Source organism: Falsigemmobacter faecalis (assembly GCF_003863335.1).
Classification (GTDB): domain Bacteria; phylum Pseudomonadota; class Alphaproteobacteria; order Rhodobacterales; family Rhodobacteraceae; genus Wagnerdoeblera; species Wagnerdoeblera faecalis.
The window spans coordinates 75,986-96,318 of sequence record NZ_RRAZ01000002.1 but is presented as its reverse complement, the minus strand read 5'-3'; the positions used below and the strand labels follow the sequence as shown (position 1 = coordinate 96,318).

The 20,333-nt window shown below is 64.2% G+C and carries 15 protein-coding genes; 5 read left to right on the top strand and 10 right to left on the bottom strand.

What is annotated here, in order from left to right; genetic code table 11:
• Nucleotides 1-110 precede the first annotated feature (110 nt).
• The 4 genes from EG244_RS01625 (at nt 111) to EG244_RS01610 (ending at nt 5,918) form a co-directional block, all read left to right on the top strand.
• Nucleotides 111-512: a hypothetical protein gene (locus EG244_RS01625; protein WP_124963264.1), complete on the top strand. Its 402-nt coding sequence runs from the start codon at nt 111-113 to the stop codon at nt 510-512.
• Nucleotides 509-3,391: a response regulator gene (locus EG244_RS01620; RefSeq protein ID WP_124963263.1), complete on the top strand. Its 2,883-nt coding sequence runs from the start codon at nt 509-511 to the stop codon at nt 3,389-3,391. Before EG244_RS01625 ends, EG244_RS01620 begins: the two co-directional genes overlap by 4 nt.
• Nucleotides 3,384-4,328, top strand: a complete 945-nt coding sequence (locus tag EG244_RS01615) for a diguanylate cyclase (protein WP_124963262.1) — start codon at nt 3,384-3,386, stop codon at nt 4,326-4,328. The genes EG244_RS01620 and EG244_RS01615 overlap by 8 nt, the downstream gene beginning before the upstream one ends.
• A 396-nt stretch (nt 4,329-4,724) precedes the next feature.
• Nucleotides 4,725-5,918 carry a GGDEF domain-containing protein gene (locus EG244_RS01610; RefSeq protein WP_158617218.1) on the top strand — a complete coding sequence of 398 codons (1,194 nt, stop codon included), beginning with the start codon at nt 4,725-4,727 and terminating at the stop codon, nt 5,916-5,918.
• Between the two features lie 19 nt (nt 5,919-5,937).
• Here EG244_RS01610 and EG244_RS01605 read toward each other — a convergent pair whose 3' ends face one another.
• The 6 genes from EG244_RS01605 to EG244_RS01580 all read right to left on the bottom strand — a co-directional run bounded on the left by EG244_RS01605 (nt 5,938) and on the right by EG244_RS01580 (nt 15,301).
• Nucleotides 5,938-7,323: a tetratricopeptide repeat protein gene (locus EG244_RS01605; protein WP_124963260.1), complete on the bottom strand. Its 1,386-nt coding sequence runs from the start codon at nt 7,321-7,323 to the stop codon at nt 5,938-5,940.
• The gene (locus tag EG244_RS01600) at nt 7,320-8,429 is read right to left on the bottom strand and encodes a glycosyl hydrolase family 8 (protein WP_124963259.1); all 1,110 of its coding nucleotides are present in this window, start codon (nt 8,427-8,429) and stop codon (nt 7,320-7,322) included. Before EG244_RS01600 ends, EG244_RS01605 begins: the two co-directional genes overlap by 4 nt.
• Nucleotides 8,426-10,834 (bottom strand): cellulose biosynthesis cyclic di-GMP-binding regulatory protein BcsB, encoded by a 2,409-nt coding sequence (locus EG244_RS01595; protein WP_124963258.1) that lies wholly within the window; start codon nt 10,832-10,834, stop codon nt 8,426-8,428. The genes EG244_RS01600 and EG244_RS01595 overlap by 4 nt, the downstream gene beginning before the upstream one ends.
• The gene (gene bcsA / locus EG244_RS01590) at nt 10,831-13,170 is read right to left on the bottom strand and encodes a UDP-forming cellulose synthase catalytic subunit (RefSeq protein WP_124963257.1); all 2,340 of its coding nucleotides are present in this window, start codon (nt 13,168-13,170) and stop codon (nt 10,831-10,833) included. The genes EG244_RS01595 and bcsA overlap by 4 nt, the downstream gene beginning before the upstream one ends.
• 60 nt (nt 13,171-13,230) lie before the next feature.
• The gene (locus EG244_RS01585; protein WP_199737711.1) at nt 13,231-13,833 is read right to left on the bottom strand and encodes a hypothetical protein; all 603 of its coding nucleotides are present in this window, start codon (nt 13,831-13,833) and stop codon (nt 13,231-13,233) included.
• Between the two features lie 175 nt (nt 13,834-14,008).
• Nucleotides 14,009-15,301: an EAL domain-containing protein gene (locus tag EG244_RS01580; RefSeq protein ID WP_158617217.1), complete on the bottom strand. Its 1,293-nt coding sequence runs from the start codon at nt 15,299-15,301 to the stop codon at nt 14,009-14,011.
• A 377-nt stretch (nt 15,302-15,678) separates the two neighbouring features.
• Between EG244_RS01580 and EG244_RS01575 the strand changes: the two genes are divergently transcribed.
• Nucleotides 15,679-16,659, top strand: coding sequence for a sensor domain-containing diguanylate cyclase (locus tag EG244_RS01575; protein WP_124963254.1), 981 nt, complete (start codon nt 15,679-15,681; stop codon nt 16,657-16,659).
• A 6-nt stretch (nt 16,660-16,665) separates the two neighbouring features.
• Here EG244_RS01575 and EG244_RS01570 read toward each other — a convergent pair whose 3' ends face one another.
• From EG244_RS01570 to EG244_RS01555, 4 genes are read right to left on the bottom strand one after another with little or no spacing between them, the layout of a single operon-like run.
• A complete protein-coding gene (locus tag EG244_RS01570) occupies nt 16,666-17,385 on the bottom strand; it encodes a sulfate/molybdate ABC transporter ATP-binding protein (protein ID WP_124963253.1) in 720 nt (239 codons plus the stop codon).
• Between the two features lie 9 nt (nt 17,386-17,394).
• Nucleotides 17,395-18,198: a sulfate ABC transporter permease subunit CysW gene (gene cysW, locus EG244_RS01565; RefSeq protein ID WP_233588893.1), complete on the bottom strand. Its 804-nt coding sequence runs from the start codon at nt 18,196-18,198 to the stop codon at nt 17,395-17,397.
• A 55-nt stretch (nt 18,199-18,253) separates the two neighbouring features.
• Nucleotides 18,254-19,090: a sulfate ABC transporter permease subunit CysT gene (gene cysT / locus EG244_RS01560; RefSeq protein WP_124963251.1), complete on the bottom strand. Its 837-nt coding sequence runs from the start codon at nt 19,088-19,090 to the stop codon at nt 18,254-18,256.
• Nucleotides 19,091-19,098: 8 nt separating this feature from the next.
• Nucleotides 19,099-20,100, bottom strand: coding sequence for a sulfate ABC transporter substrate-binding protein (locus EG244_RS01555; protein WP_124963250.1), 1,002 nt, complete (start codon nt 20,098-20,100; stop codon nt 19,099-19,101).
• Nucleotides 20,101-20,333: the final 233 nt, after the last annotated feature.

Here is a 20,333-nt window from a genome sequence, read left to right as displayed (position 1 = left end):
CCAAGGCGTCGAATGTCTATCAAATTTGTTATAACCGGGCCAGGCTCGGGCACTTTGGTTGGTATGAGTGTTATCACCGGTTCAGCCGCCATTCAGAGCATTGCCCGAAAGTGACCGAAAAAACTGCCCTGCCCGGAGAGACCGGCCCCGCTGCCTGGTACGCCCGCTCCACCGGTCCTGTGAAGGAAGAACGCGGGGCGCTCTGGCCTGCGCTGACGGCAGCGCTTTTTGGTCTTTTCGCGCTGACATCCGCTTCGCTGCTCCTTGACCGGGCCGAAGGCGAATATCTGGTGATCGGCAGTCCTTTTGAGACGCCGCGCGCGCTGTTGCTGACGATTGCAGCGGCGGATGGCGCGATCGCGGCGACCGGGGGGTTCGACAATATGATGGTGGCGGTCTCGGACCAGCCTGATTTTGCTGCCCGCCTGCGTGCGGCCGGAGCGCTTATGGTGCTGCCGGTGCCGCGGGTCTTTGGCTGCGGTGCCGATGTGATCCGAAGGGACGCTGCATGACGACGGAACTTATTTCTCTGCGCCGCCGCTTTGGGGCGCTGCTGGTCTGGCTGCTTTGGGCGCATGTTCCGGTGGTGGGACTGATCGCCTGGATGGCAGAGCGCAGCACTCTGGCTGCCGTTTTGGCCACGGCGGCTGTTGCGCTGCTTTATCACGTGACCTGGCTGCGGGCGGGAACCGGGCCAACCACGCGCTATATGTCCGCGGTCTGCATGGTGGCTGTGCCGGCGCTGATGGTGTTCCTTCTGCGGGGGCTGCCCTGGCAGATGGACATGCATATGTATTTCTTCGCGATGCTGGCGCTGACCATCGGCTGGTTTGACCGCCGCGCGATCCTTTTCGCGGCCTCGGTGATCGTGGTGCACCACCTTTTGCTGCTGTATCTGCTGCCCTTTGCGGTTTTCCCCGAAGCCGCCTCACTGGCGCGGGTGCTGCTGCATGGCGCGATCGTGGCCTTCCAGTCGGCGGTTCTGGTGCTTGTCTCGGAGACCGTGGTTGAGAAATTCGCCGCCGTTGAGGTGATCGGCCAGGAGCTGCGCGCCAGCAATTCGGCTCTTGAAGAGCGCAGCCGCGAAGCCGAGCAGGCAAGTGCGACGAAATCCATGTTCCTCGCCAATATGAGCCATGAGATCCGCACGCCACTGAACGCGGTTTTAGGCTTTTGCCATCTGCTGCAGCGCACCCAGCTGAACAGCAAGCAGGAAGATTACGTCAATAAAATCAGCGGCTCGGGCACAGCGCTTTTGCGGCTGATCAATGACATTCTGGATTATTCCAAGAATGAAGCCGGCAAGCTGGAGCTGGAACACCGCCCCTTCTCGATGCAGTCCGCCATTGAGCAGCAGCTGCAGATGGTGATCGGCGATGCAAAGATGAAGGGCGTGAACCTGCATCTTGAGCATGACACCAGCCTTCCGGCGCTTCTGTCGGGGGATGAGCTGCGCTTTGGCCAGGTGGTTCTGAACCTGGTCAGCAATGCGGTGAAATTCACCGAATCGGGCAGCGTGACCGTGCGCACCCGGCTGATTTCAGAGAGCGACACGCAGGTGCGCGTCGGCCTTGATGTCATCGACACCGGCATCGGCATGACGCCGGAGCAGCAGGAGCGGCTGTTTAACTCCTTCACTCAGGCCGATAATACCATGACCCGCCGCTTTGGCGGCACGGGTCTGGGGCTGGCGATTGCGCGCCAGATTGTTCAGACGATGGGCGGCGATATCAGCGTGCGCTCGGTGCAATGGTCGGGCACCACCTTCTCGCTGCAGGCCGATTTCGCGCAACACACCGGAGAGCTTGTCGAACTGACCAGCCTGCATCCGGCGCTGCGTCGCCTGCGCGTGCTGGCGGTGGACGACAATCCCGCGTCGCGCCAGATCATCCGCGAAACCTTTGCCGACTGGTCGGTGCAGGTTGATACCTCGTCTTCCGCCAGCGAGGCGATCGAGAGCCTTGAAGCGGCCAGCGAAGTGGGGCGTGATTATGATCTGCTGCTGCTCGACTGGAAAATGCCGGGGATCGATGGTCTGACCGCCGCGCGGATGATCACCGAGAATAAAGCCATCCTGAAAAAGCCGAAGATGGTGGTTCTGACCGCCTATGGCAGCGATGAATTTACCGCTGAGGTCGGCCTGAGCGGCATCGCGGCTTATCTGACCAAACCTCTGGAGACGCGGGCCCTTCTGGAAACGCTGGAAGATCTGTTCCTGACCCCGACGGATCTGGCCAGGACCGCCGCCCCGGCTGCGCCGCGTCAGGCTGATCCGGTGACCCAGGTGCCCCCCGCCGTTCAGGGCCTGCGGGTGCTGCTGGTGGAGGACAATGAGATCAACCGCGAAATCGCGACTGAGCTTTTGACCGATGCGGGCCTGCTGGTTGATGTCGCCGAGAACGGGCTTCTGGCCTGCAAACAGATTGAGCGCGAGGGGGACAGCTATTCTGCGGTTCTGATGGATATTCAGATGCCGGTGATGGACGGCATGGATGCCACCCGCCGCATCCGTGAGACCTGGACGGCCGACAAGCTGCCGATCATCGCCATGACCGCCCATACCTATGCCGAAGAGCGGCAGCGCTGTCTGGATGCGGGCATGAACGATCACATCGCAAAGCCCGTTGATCCCAAAGTCCTCGTGCGCACGCTCTCTGAGCATCTGCGCCCGCGCCGCTCGGGCGGGATCGCGCCGCTGGTGCAGAACCGCGATGCGGCAACCCCGGCGGATGAACTGCCCGACCGTCTGCCGCCCTTCAACATCGCCCGCGCGCTGGAGCGTGTGAACGGCAAGCGCCCGCTTCTGCGCCGTCTGATCCTGAACTTCGGCGAGACGCAAAGCCGCGCTGGTGATGAAATCCGCAGCCTGATCGCGGAAGGCGCAATGGCCGATGCCCGCCGGGTCAGTCACACCCTGAAGGGTCTGGCAGGCTCGCTGGAACTGCCGGATCTGCAGGAGGCTGCGGCAAAGCTGGAACGTGCGCTGCTGGAGGGTGAACCGGCGCAGCTGCACGCGCTGATCATGACAATGGAAGAGCATCTCGCCCCGGCGATTGCAGCGGCGGCCCGGTTGAAGCCGGCGGATCCGGTGCCTGGCTCCACCCCGCCCTCCGATCCCGCAGCCCCCCCGGAGCGGCTGGTGCCCACCGTCGCACCCGATGTGCTGGAGACGAAAATCGCGCAGATGCGCGAACAGATCCAGCGCCGCAGCCTTGGCGCGCGGATGAACTTTGCCGGCTTTGCCGCCGCCCTGGGCCTCAGCCCTGCGGCAACAGAGCAGCACCCGGTGAAAAAGGCGCTCGACCGGCTGGACTATGAAGCGGCGATGGCGGCATTCAACGCCATGGACCTCGACGGTCTTAGTGTACCAGGAGTAAATCCGCGTGAATGATCTCAGCCAGCCCTCGGCAAACCGGGCCGTTATTCTGATCGTCGATGACGAGCTTTCGAATGTTGAAATCATCTATTCGGCGCTCGGAGACGATTACGAGATCTCTTTCGCCACCTCGGGCGAAGAGGCTCTGGAGGTGGCGCGGCTGACGCAGCCGGATCTGGTGCTTCTCGATGTGGTGATGCCCGGGATGCAGGGCTTTGAGGTCTGCCAGAAGCTGAAGGAAGATCCGCTGCTGTCGGATATTCCGGTTATCTTCACCACGGGTCTTGGCGACACGGAGGATGAGATCCGCGGCCTGTCGCTGGGCGCGATCGATTACGTCACCAAGCCGATCCAGCCGATGATTCTGCGCAACCGCGTGCGCAATCATGTTGAGCTGAAGCAGCTGCGCGACCACCTGGCCGTGCTGGCGGTGACCGATGCGCTGACCGGGCTTCACAACCGCCGCAAGCTGGACGGTCTGCTGACCAATGCCGTCAGGGCGCCGGCCTCGGATGGCACCTGGCTGTCGATCATTATGATCGATGTCGACTTCTTCAAGCAGTTCAATGACGCCTATGGCCATGAGACCGGAGACCGCTGCCTGCATATGGTGGCCTCAGCGCTGAGCCGCGCTGTGCGGCAGGCCTCGGGCTATACCGCGCGCTACGGCGGCGAGGAGTTCGCCTGTGTCCTGCCCGGGACCGATCTGGACCGCGCCATGGAGGTGGCCGCGGATATCCGCCGTCACGTCCACCAGCTTGGCATCCCGCATGTCGGCTCGCAGGTGCAGCCCTATGTGACGATCAGCATGGGCGTGGCCTCGGCCGTGGTGGAGGCCGATATGCAGCCCGAGATGTGGATCCGCACCGCAGATGAGCAGCTTTACCTGGCAAAAGGCGCCGGTCGCGATCAGATCAAGGGTCGCATCTTCGGCGGCGATTCGTCCCTCTGATCCGGCTTTCAAGCGCTAAGGAAGAGGGGATCTGACCGATTCCCTCTTCAGTTGAATTTTAAGCTTAAATAACTTTCGCATTCCGCCCGAAACGCGACTGATTCTGGCTCAGGGGCCGGGAGTCGCGTTATTCGGTCAAGATTTCGCCCAGATTAACCGTAACTCTGAACCGGTCCGGAGCGAGAACTTCGGGTCGCGGGCCGCCCATTGGGGATGGAGTGGCTGGTGTGAGTGGATCCGGAGCATCGGGGCAACCGCAACGGCGGTCGGTGACACGGGGGACTTCTGACGTGACCGCCTCTGCGGGGGCTCGATGAGCGGTTAGTGTTTATGGACCAGGATCGGTTATTCCTATTGATGGTTCCGGCGTGCCTCTTGGTGCTCGGACTTCTGCTGATGGCCTGCAAGCTGCTTTTGAACCGCCAGGAAGTGGTGCAGATGCGCGGGGGGCAGGACTTCATCCCCTTCACGGCCGTCAGCTTTATCTGCACGGGGACGGGGCTTGCGCTGCAGACTATGATGTCGAATGCCGTCATGGCAGAGCGCGCCGTTCTGCTGACACTTGTGCATTTAGTCGCCGCGCTGGCGCTGCATTATGCGGTCTGCCTGCGCTTTGAGATGGCGCCAAAACACCGCGCGGTTCTGGTGATCTTTCTGCTGACGCTCTCTGGCAGCTATTACTTTGGCGCGGTTCATGCGGATCTGCTGAGCCGTCTGGGCATTGTCAGCGCGGGTCTTGCCGCCCTCCTTGGCCTCAGCGTGCCTGAACTGCTGCGCCAGCGCGATGATCTTGGGATGTTTGATCGCCTTCTGGCCGTGTCTTATGTCTTTGGCGCCGGATTTGCGGTGCTGCGCGCCTGCTGGAGCGTGCTGATTGCCCCGGACGCCGATATTGGTGAATTCACCGACTCCGCGTCCTGGAAGCTTTACCTGGCGCTGATCCTGTTCTTTAAGCTTTGGTTCACCGTGGTTGTGGTGCTGGTTGCGCTTGGGGATCTGCTGGTCAGCCTGCGCCGTCAGCGCGATACCGATCCGCTGAGCGGCCTGCTGAACCGGCGCGGCTTTCACGAACAGGCGGCGATCCGGCTGCAGCAGCATCCCGGGGCGAACTGGCATCTGATCGCCGTGGATCTCGATCACTTCAAACGCATCAATGACTGTCACGGCCATCACACCGGCGATCTGGTGATCCAGGGCCTGAGCGGGGTCTTTGCCCGTCACCTGCTGCCCGGTCAGATCGCGGGCCGTCTGGGGGGAGAAGAATTCATGCTGATGATCGACGCGCCCGCGCTGTCTCATGCCGTGACCCTGGCAGAGAACCTGCGCCGTGCGGTGGAAGAGACCGTCTGGCCCGATAAGGCCCCCGTGACCGCCAGCTTCGGGGTCGAGCAGGTTGCCGATCTCGCGGATTTCGAAGTCGCTCTGCGCCGCGTCGATATGCTGCTCTATGAAGCGAAGGATCTTGGCCGCAACCGCGTCACCGCGGCCTCTGCTGCCCTCGCCACGATCAGCCGCGAGCCCTCGGCCGCAAGACCCGAGGCCGCCCGCGTCCCATCGGCGGCAGAAAACCTGCTGGCCCCGGCCCGTTGACCAGGTGTCGGGCGGCGGGTCAGTCCCCCGATGCCTCAATGCCCCGTGCGGTTTCCACGCTGGCCAGTTCATTGTGCATACGAAGGAATTCCGACCGCGCGCGGGTACGCTGGCCCACGTTCAGATAGGACCAGGCGCGCAGCATCCCGAGGTTGCGGTTGATGCCACCGGAGATCTGCTCCAGCGCGTCGAAATAGCGGATGGCCTGCACGTAGTTGCGCGCCTTATAGGCGGCGACGCCCCGCTGATCGAGGATCTGGCGCTCCACATCGACGCGCTGGCTGCGGGTCAGATCCACCTGGGCCGCGATCTGCGCGGCAGGCTCGGTCATGCCCATCTTCAGATAGGCCAGCGCGATGCCATATTGCGCATCGCGCCGCTCGGTCGCGTTCATCCGGCCTGCCAGCGCGCGGCGGAAGCTGTCCACGGCCTCCATCGGACGATCGAGGTTATAGGCGCACCAGGCGCGGTTATACTGCGCAGCCGCAGCCGCATTGCCCTCTGAGGCAGCAAGGCAGCCGGCCCAGTCGCCGCGATCTTTGGCCGATTGCACGCTGCGCGGGCTGACGCTTCCGCCTCCCCCACCGCCCTGGGGTGCGGGTTGCGCCCCTGCGGGTCGGGCCGCGCTGCGCGGGGCGGGCGGTCTGGCCGTCTCAGCCGGAGCCGCGGTGCGGTCTGCGCCCGGAGAGGTGATCCCGCGTCCGGCGAGCAGACGGCTCTGAAGCGCCTGATAGCCCGCAGCCTCTGACGGAAAACGGCGCAGAGCGGTGTCGAAAAGACCGCGAAGCTGGGTCTCGGTCGCCACCTGATCGGCCTTCTCCAGGGTCGCGCTCAGATCGGCGCTGTTGGTGCAGGCGGTGATGATCGACTGATAAAGACCAAAGGCCTGCGCTTTGCGCCCTGCCGCGGACTGCGCTTCGGCCAGACGCCAGGCGTTGTTGATCCGCTCACAGCGCAGCAGATCCGGCGCGCGTCCGGCGATTTCCCCGGCGCGGCGCAGATTACCGGCGCGCAGCGCCTCGTCAAAGCGTTTCTGCCCCTCTGAGACCGCCAGAAGCCCGGTCATATCGGCCGGGGGCTGCCATTCGGGAAAGGCGGTTTTCGTTTCGGCGAGAGTGGCGCGGGCCCCCTCAAAATCTCCGGCGGCGACCTGGCGGTAGAAACGGTCGATCTCCTGCGAGGGCGCGCTGACGCCCAGTTTTGAGAGATCGGCCGGCGGCATCCACTGCGGGTATTTCAGCCGCAGCCGCCGCATCTCGGCCTCTGCGGCGGCCTGATCGCCCTGCTGGTGATAATAGCTCAGTGCCTGCAGCTCACCGCGCGGCGGCTCCTGGGCGCTGAGGGCCAGCGGACCTGTGCTGACCAGCAGAAAGGCGAGCAGCGGCAGACGAAGGGAACGGATCATATCGGCACACACCTCGGGTAGGTTGTCGCCTGAGCAACAAGAGCCATCAGATGCAAAGTGGCAGGGTAATAGGGCTGATCGCCGGTAAAAGCGGGCATCTGCGCGCCAAAACCGCCCGAGGCGGTGCAGCGGGCAAGCGCTGCCACGGCGGCATAACCCTCATGGCTGCTGCGCTCAAGCACGGCGCCATCGGGCAGCGACCAGACGGTGACGGCCCCGCCCGCAGGTCCCGCAGCCTCCGAGGCGGCGGCCCAGGCGCGCACGGCCGGGCCCTCTGCCAGCCCCGACCAGATCTGAAAGAGCGCGACGCGCACGGCCTCATATCCGGCGTTTTTGGAAAACTGCGCGGGCGGCGGCGCGGTCCCTGCGGCGCTGATCTGCACCCAGTCCGGCACCGGACCCTGTGCCGTCAGCGTCGCGATCAGCGCCTGGCCATCGGCTGCAAGGCTGTCCAGCGCGGTCTGCCCGGTGGCGCGGGCCAGATCGGTCATGGCACGGGGCATGTAGTAAGACGGGTTGACCACAACCACCCCGGCCTCCCGAAAGCCCGCAGCCCCCGGCAGCATCAGACGGCGCGCCGAGCCGTCGGGATGCGGCACCGTGCAGCGGCGGAGAAGATCTGCCGCGATCCGCGTCGCCGCCTCCAGCAGATCGGGCCGGTTGTCGCGCTGCGCACAAAGCACCAGGCCCCAGGCATAGAAGAGATCGCCGTCCGAGGCGTTGTTGCGGTCACTGACCGGCGGTGTGCTGGCGGGGTTCCAGCGCCAGGCCAGCAGGCTGTCGGGGCGCACCGCAAGGTTCTCAGCGGTCCAGCCGATGATCCGGTCGGCGGTCGCCCGATCCCCGAAGATCGCTGCCATCACAAGGCCATAGCCCTGGCCCTCAGAATGGCTGACATTGTCCTGAAAGCCGTCCACCACCCGCCCTTCGGGGGTCAGGCAGAGGGTTTTCCAGGTCGCCCAGGCCTCCTGCAGGGGGTGGTCTGCTGCCAGGAAAAGATCGCTCATCGGCAGGGCTCCCGGGCTCTGCGCAAGGCCCGGGCGCAGGCCTGCGGCGGACAGGGCGGCGAAGGTGGCGGTGCTGGTCAGAAAGTGACGGCGTTTCATCCGCGGCCTCCTCGTCTGGTGCGGGTGATCAGCAGAAAGCCAATGACCGGAAGGATCGACAAAAGCGCCAGCCCCAGGGTCAGCCCGGTATAAAGCAGCGGCGACCAGGAGGCAAAGTTGCCAAGAACCGTGCGCCACTGACCCGGAGCGGGCATGGCAAGCAGGTTCGGCGGCGTGATCGGCGACCAGACTGACCAGGTGCCATCGGCGTCGAGCAGGGCAGCCTCACCGCTGGCAAGGCGGCTGCGGCGCAGATCTGAGAGGCTTTGGGCGATCATATCGACCGGGGCCCGCGGTCCCAGCACCAGCCAGAGCGCATCCGGGGTGGCGGGATCGGGCCGCATCAGCAGCGCCACGCCGTGACGGCCTTCGAGCCAGCTTTCCAGCGTCTCTCTTGACCCGATATAGGCGCTGTCGCGGATATCGCCGCGCCATGTTGCGAGGGCCCCCTCGGGGCCGAAGACCGCATCGCTTATGCCCTGAAACCAGTCCGTTATGCCCGGACCCTCAGAGGTGGCGGGGGCAGGGCCTTCATCGCCAGGGCCGTCAAAGCGAAAGACGGGCGCGGCTGCCACGGGCGCGGCTGTCTCGGGTGCGACCGCGGCGGTGGCGGGCAGGACCGGAAACAACACCTCCTGCAGCCGCGACAGCCGCAGCCGGTGCGGGCCTGCGGGCAGCGCGGCGGGCGTGCTGATATCGGTCACATAAAGCCGCACGGCCGGGTCGGGGCGCGGCGGACGCGCCATCCCGGCCGAGATCCGCGCGGCGGTCAGCGCCATGGTACCGCCGTCGCTGCCTTCGGCAGGCAGAACGCCCGGGCTGTCCAGACCGCTGAGCGGGCGGATCAGACCGGCCAGTTCCATCGGCGGTGACGGCGGCACATCCAGCGTGCTGGAGGCAAGGACCACCAGCATATCGCCCTGGCGCGGCTGGCAGACCGCATCCGCAGGCTCGCCCGGAACCATCATCTCAAAGCTGAGGATATTGACCCCGCCGTGCAGGAACCTGGCCTGAAAGTCGATATCCAGCGGCTTTTGCAGCCGGCCGCCCTGCACATCGAGGGGCAGCAGCCGCACGGTCTGCTCATTGACCTTCACCAGCAGGATCGCGCCCTCGGCCAGTCCGGCGGAATAGCCGTAATGCAATTGCAGCCGCGCGCGCTGGTTGGCCAGCAAAAGCCAGGAATCGGGCAGCCGGAACGGCAGGGCCGCGCGGAAATAATGCGTGTTGCCAATGACATCGCCGTGGCCAAGCGCCCCGAGGGAGACCGCGTTGCCGGGTCGCAGAACCTGCAGACCCGGCCCCGGTGGCGGGGGCGGCGGCATATGGGCGCTCAGGTCCGGCAACTCACCCGGGCGGTGCTCAATCTGCATCACCAGGGCACCGCTGGAGCCGGGACGAAAGCTCACCTGATTGCGCTCCGACGGGATCAGCGCGACCGAAGCAAAGGACTTCGGCCCGGGCGTATAAAACGAGCGCAGGGTGATCTGCCCGTTGCCGCCCATGGCCTCTGAGATGCGGTCGGTCACCTTGCGCAGCAGGATCGGATCGGCTGAATCGCTCAGGACCGCAAGCGGGCGTCCGGTGCCGGTCTGCGCGCGCAGCGCCAGTGCAAAGCCGCCCCGATCGGGCGTCACCGCGGCCCCGGGCACCGGCGCGCCTGAGCGGCTGAGGTCCACTTCTGTCCAGACCCCGAAGGTGGCCTCCGGCCCGCACCAGATGCGGTGCGGCTGGCGGATGTTCAGCGCCACGCGGTTGTCACCGGAGCGAAGGCCGCTGACGGCCAGCTCAACCGTGCCGAAAGCGCCGATCTGATCGAGGGGGATGGTCCGGGGTGCGGCGTCATTCACCGTGACTTCAAGCTGTGCCGCATCGGGCAGCACATTGATCGAAGACTGCAGCGTCAGCACCAGTTTCTCCGGGATCGGCGCGCTGTCGGGCAGATAGATCGTCATGATCTGGGTCAGCCGCTCGCCGGTCAGCCGCAGGATGCCGGGTTCCGGCAGGCTGGCCCCGGCCAGCGGCTGGCCGGGCAGCGGATGCAGCGGTAAAAGCGGCATCAGCCCTTCGGTCGGGAGCGGCCCGCTGGCAGCGGTGCTGGCGCCGCTGTCGCGTGGCGGAGCGGGCGGGGCAACAAGGCCGGTGGCGTCCGAAGGCCCGGCGTCATCGCCGCCGGGAAGATCCCCCTCCGCCGGATCCGCCACCGCTTCGGGATCGGGGGGCAGCTGAATAAGGCCGGGCGTGGCCAGGGGCGCGGCCTCCGGGGCCGGGGCGGGCAGCACAACGGGGCCATCGGCGGCGGGGGTGATGCGGCCCGCTCCGGCGGACTGGCTTTGCGCGGCAAGCGGCAGAACAGCCAGGACCCCGGCCAGCAAGGCGGTCAGCAGCGGCGCAGCGCGGCTCATGCGCGGTCCTCCGTTGCGATGAAATCCTCCAGCGTTGAGCGCCGCGCCCCTTCGCGGAACTCCTCGGTGTCGAAGTTCGCGCCAAAGGCCACGAGATGCGCCGCCTTGGGTTTGTGATGCGCCGTCAATTCAGATTTCGTCCGCCGCGCCGGCTCACGCAGGAAGTCGCCAAGGGTTTTCGGGATCGAGGTCAGCATCAGGCTGAACACATAAAAAAGCCCTGCCAGCAGACCCTTGCGTTTGCGCCCGCGCATCCGCTCTGCCAGCCAGTTCTCGGAAGAGCCGAAGACAAGCTGCGCCACCGCCTCGCGCACATCCATCGGCTGGTCTGACAGGAACTGCAGGCCGATGGTATGCCCCTCGCCGGCTTTGTTGAAGACGCCGCGGACCACGGCGCGGACGTCGCGCTCAAGATGTGGGGCCTCGTCAAAGAGCGGGCGCAGAACCAGCACATCGCCCTTTTGCGGCATGGCGATCGGCTCACCACGGGGCATGGCGCCCAGACGGATCCGCGCCCCCGAGGTGGAGGCGTCGAGCACCTCTGCCGGAAGGGTCACGGCGCGGCTGTCATCGGCGGCAAGCTTTACCTGTGCCGGGGCCTGCATCTCCACCCGCGGAGAGGCGCGGCGCTGCTGCTTTTCCGAAACCGCCCGCAGCGAGAGCGAGACCAGAAGGAAGTTCAGCACCGCCCAGGTGCCCACCACGATCAACACGCTGCGATCCCCCGGAAAGGCAATCCAGCGGAAGATCAGCGCCGCCACCCCCGCCGCCGTCAGACCAAAGAGCAGCAGAAGCGGGCCAAAGATCGGCGAGATGTAGTCTTCCACCAGGGTTTCATCCTTGGCGGTCACGTTGAACTTCGCCGCCCGCGGACGGAGGACGGTGCGCATAATCGCGGTGGCAAGATAGGGGGCCTGGGCAATTTCATAAATCTCTGAGATCAGCGGCCACCTGAAGCGCGCAAAAGTGGCGTTCTGCACCATCAGAACGATCGCCATATAGCTGAGCGTATAGGCCATGGCCTCCGTCCAGGTGGTCACGAAAATCTCAACGCTGAAAAAGAGATAGGTCAGCGGGGCCAGCAGATAGACCAGCCGGATCAGCGGGAAAAACCAAAACGACATCGAGTTGATGTAGCAAAGCCGCTGCAAAGGCGTCAGCCCGCGCCGGAAAAGCGGGTTTTTCAGCATCAGCATCTGGATCATGCCCGAAGCCCAGCGGCCGCGCTGCTGGATGAAAGAGGCGAAGGTCTCGGGCTGCAGCCCGGCGATCATCGCACGGTCCAGATAGAGGCTGCGCCAGCCCTTGGAGTGGATCTCCAGCGCGGTCTCGGCATCTTCGGTGATGGTTTCCCCGGCAAAGCCGCCCACAGAATCCAGCGCTTTGCGGCGCAGCACCGCGGCCGAGCCGCAGAAAAACGCACCGCCCCAGCGATCGAGACCGCGGTGGATCATGCCGTAGAACATCTCGTTTTCGGGCGGGCATTTCAGGCCCAGATTACGCTCAATCGGGTCTTTATTGATGAAGAAGTGCGGCGTCTGGACCAGAAAGAGCTTCGGGTCCTCGACGAAATAGCCCACCGTCCGCGCCAGAAAATCCCGGCTCGGCACGTGGTCGGCGTCAAAGACCACCACCAGATCCCCGTCGAGTTTCGCGAGGGCTGCCGACATATTCCCGGCCTTGGCGTGTTCATTTTTCGCGCGGGTTGAGTAAACCACGCCGAGATCGCGACAAAGCGCCTGCAGCTCCGCCCGTCTTGCGCGGGCTTTGGCCGCGAGGTCCGGATCAGAGGAATTGCAGCGCTGATCGGTGCCGCCGTCATCGCATAAAACAACCGTTCTGAGCCGCGCGGGATAAACCATATTCTTCGCCGCCGAGAGCGTGATTGAAAGCATCTCAACAGGTTCGTTGTAAGACGGGACCAGAATATCAACCGTCGGCATCTGATCGAGTTCGAGTTTCGGCGGCAGGCCGCGGTCCACCGGATCGGCGGTGATAAAAGCGTTCAGAAAGAAAACGAGGATTGAATAGGTCTCAACCAGCAAAAGCGCGAGGGCGAGTATGAAGCTGGCATTCAGCCCCGGATCCGGCAGGGTCGAGGTGATCCGCCAGGACCAATAGCGCAGCACCACCACGCTGGCCGTCCCCATCAGCGCCAGACGCCCCGCCATATGATGCACGAAAGGCTTCAGGCACATCACCAGCAGCACGGCTGAGGCCCCCAGCATCGCCTGAGCCGCATTGGAAACCGGCAGGATGCACAGCAGCACCACCGGCACCAGCAGACAGATCCAGAGGGGGATCGCAAGAGATCCGATCAGTCTGCGTCCGGTCACATTCTGCTCCTTAAGTTCAGGACCTGCGGCTGCAGGGGCAGGGTCTTTTATCAGGGGGGCTCAATGGCCGGGACCAGCCAGGGGCGAGAGCAGACGGCTGGTGCCGTCGGGCTGCGAGGCGCGGGGCGATCCGCGCAGGCTGCCTGCGAGTATCGGGGCCAGCGCCTCTTCCGGACTGCCGCGCAGACAGTTGCGCAGTTGCACATCCATCACATCGCCATTCGCCGGGATCTGGCGCTGGCTGCCGTTCAGACGCCGAATGCCGAACACGCAGACCGTATCGGCGCCGCTGCGGTATTCCGCGTAGAAGTAAGCGCCGAGTTCATCCTCACCCCGCATCAGCTCTCCGGAGGTGAGCCCCTCAAAGGGCACGGGCAGACCGCCGGTCCAGCGGGTGAATTCTTCAAAGACCAGGCGCGCCTCGGGGACAATGTTGTCGCGCGCGCGCAGGATCAGCAGGTTGTCGCCGGGCAGCAGGGTGGGATTGGCCAGGCTGATGCGCTGTTCATAGCCCTCAAAGATCGGGCGCTGGTAGAGCGCGCGGGCCCCGGGTGCCACGACCCAGGCGCGCTCTGGCCCGACCGGGACAAAGGCGGTGCGTTCTTCATATTGTGAGGGGCGCAAAAACAGCTCATCGCGGTCAAAGACTCCGCAACCGGTCAACAGAAGAAGAGCAGGACCCAGCAGGCTCCGAAACGCAGTTTTCAGCAGCAAACCCGGCATGTTCAACCCAACCCCAGTTCAAGTCCGAATGCTCGCCCTGCACGGGCAAGACTGCCGGACGCTCACCCAATATTAACGAGTTGTTTGGACGATGCAGCCCTTGAATTGAAAAAATTCAGACAGCGCAGCTGACGCTGTCGCACGCCTGCCGATTTTCAAAGACCAATTGCAGCGGACCGGGGCGGCCGAGTTGGAATCCCTGCACCTTATCGATGCCAAAACCCTTTAATGCCTGCAAAATGTCCTGCGAACTGACATGTTCTGCCACAACCTCAATCCCGAGATCATGCGCCAGGGTAATAATTGAGCGGACGATTCGCGCATCCATATGCGTCTCATCTGCCACATGTGAGATCAGAGATCCGTCGATCTTCAGGCAATCGGGCTCAAAGGCCTTGAGATAGCCATAGCCCGACATCCCCGCCCCGAAATCATCAAGGGCAATCCGGCAGCCCATTGAGCGGGCGGCGCGGATATTCGACTGCGCCTGCTGCAGATCGCGGATCTGCGCGGTCTCGGTAATCTCAAGCTGAATGCGGGTCGGATCAACGCCGCCCGCTTTCAGCATGGCCTCAAGTCCCCCCGCAAAGGCGGAGCCCGAAAGCGTGCGTGCCGCCACGTTGATCGAGACCTTCATATCCGGCAGGGCGCGCAGACGGGCGGCATTCTCCACCAGAACGCTGCGCAGAACCCAGTTGTCGACGATCTCAATCAGGCGGCTCTGCTCGGCGGCCTGCAGGAAAAATCCGGGCGCAAAGGACTGACCGCTGCGGCCGTTCATCTGCAGCAGCACTTCATATTCACGCCCGCGCGCCGCGCCAGGGGCACAGCTGACGATCTCCTGACCGAGAAGGACCAGGCGGCCCTCCTCCACGGCGGCGGGCAGATCGCAGATCAGCTGGGCGGTCAGCTGCAGATCGGTGATGGCGCGGGGGTCGGAGCCGCCAAACACCAGACGGCTGCGCTGCGCAACCCGCGCGGCAGAAACGGCTGTGACGGCGGCGCGGTGCAGATCCTCTGGCTTTGAGCGGAGCGCATCTTCAACCCAGACCACCCCGGCGCGGCCGGTGACCGAAGTCGCATGGCTGGGGCGATCAAGGCTCCAGAACGGCAGGCGGTGCAGCATGTGATCCAGTTCGCGCATCAGATGGTCCTGATCCGTTGCCGGAAGCGCCAGAATAAAGCCGTCTTCGCGGGCGTCACATAAGACGCTGCCAGCCCCGAGGGTGTTTTCCAGCTCGCCCCGGATCCGGTTGCGCAGGATGCGCGCCGCACCGGCATCGCCGGCGACTTCGACCAGATCCATATTCTCCAGCACGAAAAGGCAAAAGCCGCCCGGAGGCGGGGTCTGCGCAAGACGCTGCCGAATCGCCTCTATGGCGAGCTGCGTGGTCGCTGAGCCAGCCATTTCCCCCGGGACGCTTTGCATCGTTTGGTCCAGTCTCCCTGTCCGGTACCGGAAGCAGGCCGATGCACGTATCCGTTGCATAAGGCTCCATCCCCGCACAGAGTTTCTGCCAAATTCTGTGGCAGCACAATGGGGAAGTTCTTCTGCCGCAGCGTCCGTAGTGGGTTGGAGCGGGTTGCGGTCGCTGTCGGGCTTTCCTCTCGCTGCGGGACGGGCTAATATTTGCCCCGAAACAGGCAAAACGGCTGCGTGGGTCAGAGACGGCGGAGGGGCCTCAGCCGCTCGGACCGTGTCTTTTGCCGCAGCGCGATACGGCAGTGGGGGACCGGCGGTCCCATGGGGCGCGGTCACCGCGCGCGAAGGCAAAAGGCTTAGGAATGCAGATCAGGAAATTCAAAGCTGACGATGAGCCGGGTCGATTCGCCGCCGTTCAGCGTTTTGAAATACTCGACACTGAGCCGGAGAAAGAATTTCTCGATATCGTCTCTCTGGTGAAATCGATCTTCAATGTCCCGCGCGCCGCGATCAATATCATCGAGAGCGACCGGCAGTGGACCAAGGCCGGGGCGGGCGAAGGGCCGGGAACTGCGGTTCGGACCGATACCTTCTGTCACCATACGATCATGTCGGACACGCCCCTGGTGGTGACGGATGCCAGCACCGACAACCGCTTCGCGCAGAACCCCTATGTCATTGGCGCGCCTGAGCTGCGCTCTTATCTGGGCGTGCCGCTGACCAGCGAAGACGGGTATAATATCGGCTCGCTGTGCATCTATGACACCCGGCGGCGGGAGTTTTCGGACACCGAGATCGATGTGCTGAGCAATTTTGCCCGAGTGGTGATGTCGCAACTGGAACTGCGGCTGACCTCGCGGCTTGATCCGCTGACCGGTCTGCTGACCTGGCGGGCGTTCTGCGATCTGCTGGACCGGCAGCGCAGCCTGCGCAATCCGGGGGCTGCCACGCTCATTCTGATCGATATTGACCACTTCAAAGAGGTCAATGACCGCTATGGCCATCTGGCGGGCAATGAGGTTCTGAAGTCGATCACCAGCAGGCTTTCGGGGCTGATCCGCAAAAGCGACTCCTTCGGGCGTCTGGGCGGTGAGGAATTCGGTGTGCTGATGCATGGCGCAACGGCTGAAGGCGCGTTCCATCTCACCCGCCGAATTCAGGAAGCCCTGGCGGATCTGTCGCTTCCGGCGATTGGCGGCGCAAAGGTCACCGTCAGCATGGGGCTTGCAGGCTTTATCCCCGGTGAAAGCCGTGACGACTGGCTGGAGCGGGCGGACCGCGCGCTTTATCAGGCCAAATCCACGGGCCGGAACCGCGCGATCCTGGGGCAGCTCTCGCTGTAAGCCGTTTCAGGCGCTGATAAAGCGGCGCACAAAATCATTGGCAGGCCGGGCGCGGATGTCGTGCGGCCGGCCGATCTGCTCAATCCGGCCCATCGACATCACCACCACCAGATCGGCCAGCTCCATCGCTTCGTCCTGATCATGGGTCACGAAAATCGTCGTGAGGCCGGTTTCATCGTGGATGTCGCGCAGCCCCTGGCGAAGTTCCTTGCGCACCTGGGCATCGAGCGCCCCGAAGGGCTCATCGAGCAGCAGCATCCTGGGCTCAATCGCCAGCGCGCGGGCCAGCGCGACCCGCTGGCGCTGCCCGCCTGAAAGCTGGCTGGGGTAGCGCGCGCCAATGTCCGGCAGCCGGATCAGATCCAGCAGGCGCCGCACCCGGCGGTCAATCTCTTCTTTCGGCGGGCGAAGGCGGCGGGGGCGGGCCTTCAGGCCGTAAGCGATGTTTTCGGCCACCGTCATATGCCGGAAAAGCGCATAGCTTTGAAAGACAAAGCCCGCCCGCCGTTCCTGCACGGTGACGCCGGTGGCGTCCTGGCCGTCAAAAAGGATGCGCCCGGAAGTCGGAAAATCGAGCCCCGCCAGGATGCGCAACAGCGTGGTCTTGCCCGAGCCGGACGGGCCCAGAAGCGCCACCAGCGCCCCGGAGGGAATGGACAGGCTGACCGGGGTCAGGGCTGTGGTCAGGCCGAACGTCCGGGCGATTTCGTCGATTTCGATCTGCATCAGGGCCTCCTATCCATGTCCCCGCGCGGACAGCTCACCCGCGTGACGCCGCTCCAGCAGGGTTTTGACAACCAGGGTGACCAGCGCCAGCAGGGCCAGAAGCCCGGCCATGGCGAAGGCGGCAACCGATTGATATTCATTGTAAAGCATCTCAATGCCGATCGGCATCGTGGTGGTTTGGCCGCGGATTTTACCCGAGACCACCGCCACGGCACCAAATTCGCCCATGGCGCGGGCATTGCAGAGCAGCACACCGTAGAGCAGCGCCCAGCGGATCTTTGGCAGCGTTACGGTAAAAAACATCCGCCATGGCCCGGCACCGAGGGTCAGGGCGGCTTCCTCCTCGGTGGCACCCTGCTCCATCATCACCGGGATTAACTCCCGCGCGACAAAGGGAAAGGTGACAAAGATCGTCGCCAGAACGATCCCCGGCAGCGCGAAGATCACCGGATGGTCATGCGCCACCAGCCAGGAGCCAAGCCCGGTATTGGCGCCGAAAACCAGCACCAGGCAGAGCCCCGCCACCACCGGAGAGACCGAAAACGGCAGGTCGATCAGCGTGATCAGAAAGGCTTTGCCGCGAAACTGATAGCGGGTGAGGAACCAGGCCGCCGCAATGCCGAAAACCGCATTGACCGGCACCGCGATCGCCGCGATCAGCAGCGTCAGCCGGATCGCCGACTGCGCATCACGCCCCGAGAGCGCGCTCAGCGCCGCGCTGACGCCTTTGGACAGGGCCTCGGTGAAGACCACGACCAGCGGCGCAAAGACCAGAATGCCAAGGCCGAGCACAGCCAGAGCGATCAGGGCCATTTTCCAGCCCCGGGTCTCATCGACGGGGCTGACAAAGCGGAGGGCAGCGGAGGGGTCAGACATCACCGATCCTCCGCCTGCTCCAGATCTGCAGCAGGTTAATCAGCAAAAGCATGACAAATGAGATCGCCAGCATCGCGATGCCGATGGCGGCTGCCCCGTCATAATTGAACTCTTCCAACTGGATCACGATCAGCAAAGGCGCGATCTCGGTCCGGAGTGGAATATTCGCGGCGATAAAGATCACCGAGCCATATTCCCCGACCGCCCGCGCCAGCGCGAGCGCAAATCCCGTCAGGGCCGCAGGCATCAGCGCCGGCAGCACCACCCGGCGCAGGGTATAGATGCGCCGCGCCCCCAGCGTGGCCGAGACCTCCTCCTCCTCACGCGGGATCTCGGCGATCACCGGCTGCACGCTGCGGGTGACAAAGGGCAGCCCCACAAAGATCAGCGCCAGCAGAATGCCCCATTGCGTATAGGCGATTTTCACCCCCCATTGCGCCGCCATGCTGCCGAAAAACCCGTTTGGCGCATAAAGCGCGGTCAGCGCGATGCCCGCCACCGCCGTGGGCAGCGCGAAGGGCAGATCCACCGCCGCATCCAGGATCCGGCGGCCCGGAAAATCATAGCGCATCAGCACCCAGGCCAGCAGCGTGCCGAACACCAGGTTAAAAAGCGCCGCCACAGCCGACAGCCGGAACGAGAGCCAAAGCGCCGCCTGCACCCGCTCGCGGCTGATCATCTGCCAGATCGCCTCGGGGCCGTAGCTGACCCCGCGCGCCAGCAGCGCCCCGATGGGGATCAGCACGACAATCCCCAGCATGGCAAAGGTGATCGCCGCCGTCAGCCGCAGGCCGGGCAGGGCAGAGGGCTGGATGAAAGGCCGTGCCATGACCGCACCTATTTGCTGTAGATCTGATCGAAGGTGCCGCCGTCGCCGAAATGCTCGGGCTGCGCTTTGGCCCAGCCGCCGAAGTGGCGGATGTCGATCAGCTCCAGATCCGGGAAACGCGCGACATCTTCAGGATTGGCCGCCGATTTATCCCAGGCGCGGTAGAAGTGTCTGAACGCAATGGCCTGGCCTTCGGGGGAATAGAGGTAGTTGAGATAATCCTGCGCCAGTTCCCGCTCGGCTTCGGATTTGATATTGCCCTCCACCAGCGCAACCGGCGGCTCTGCCAGGATGGAAAGCGACGGCACCACAATGTCAAAGGCATCGGGGCCGAGTTCCGCCAGCGCCAGATAGGCCTCATTCTCCCAGGCCAGCAGCACATCACCCACGCCGCGCTGCACAAAGGTATTGGTCGAGCCCCGCGCCCCGGTATCGAGCACCGGCACATTGCGGAAAAGCGCGGCGACAAAGGCCTTCGGATCCTGGCCGTTTTTCTCCGCCCAGCCCCAGGCCGCGAGATAATTCCACCGCGCGCCCCCTGAGGTTTTCGGGTTCGGGGTAATGACCTCCACCCCGTCCTTCACCAGATCCCCCCAGTCTTTCAACCCCTTGGGATTGCCCTTGCGGGTCAGAAACACAATCGTCGAGGTATAGGGCGAAGAGTTATGCGGCAGTTTCGCCTGCCAGTCCGCAGGCAGCTTTCCGGCCGCTGCGATCCGGTCGATATCTGAGGCCAGCGCCAGGGTGACCACCTGGGCCGCCAGCCCGTCCACCACCGCCCGGGCCTGAGCGCCCGATCCGCCGTGGCTGGTCTCAATCTCAGGCGCAGGTTTTCCGGCGGCCTCGCGGTGCTTGATGAAAGCCACGTTGAACTCCCGGTAAAGCTCTCGCGTCGGATCATAGCTGACGTTCAGAAGCTTCTGGGCCTGCGCCATGCCCGCAGGCAGCAAAAGTGCCGCAGTGGCAAGCGCAAGCGTCAGGCGGCGCAAGGTATAAGCAATCCTGGCCATGGGTGTCCTTTCTTCGGGATCCGGAGGGGCAGGCCGGGAAACCGGCTGCGGGCCGTGGAAGAATTCAGTCAGGCGCAGTCACAGGAGCAGTTCGGGCAGCCCATAAGCTCTGCCCATGCGTTAAATCTCGACCCGATCACTCGATTTTAGCAAGAGAAAAAACACGCTAATTCCGGTCGTCTTTTGGAGTGAATTTTCTCCTCCCGTGGCACGTTCCTGCTGAATTTACGGAA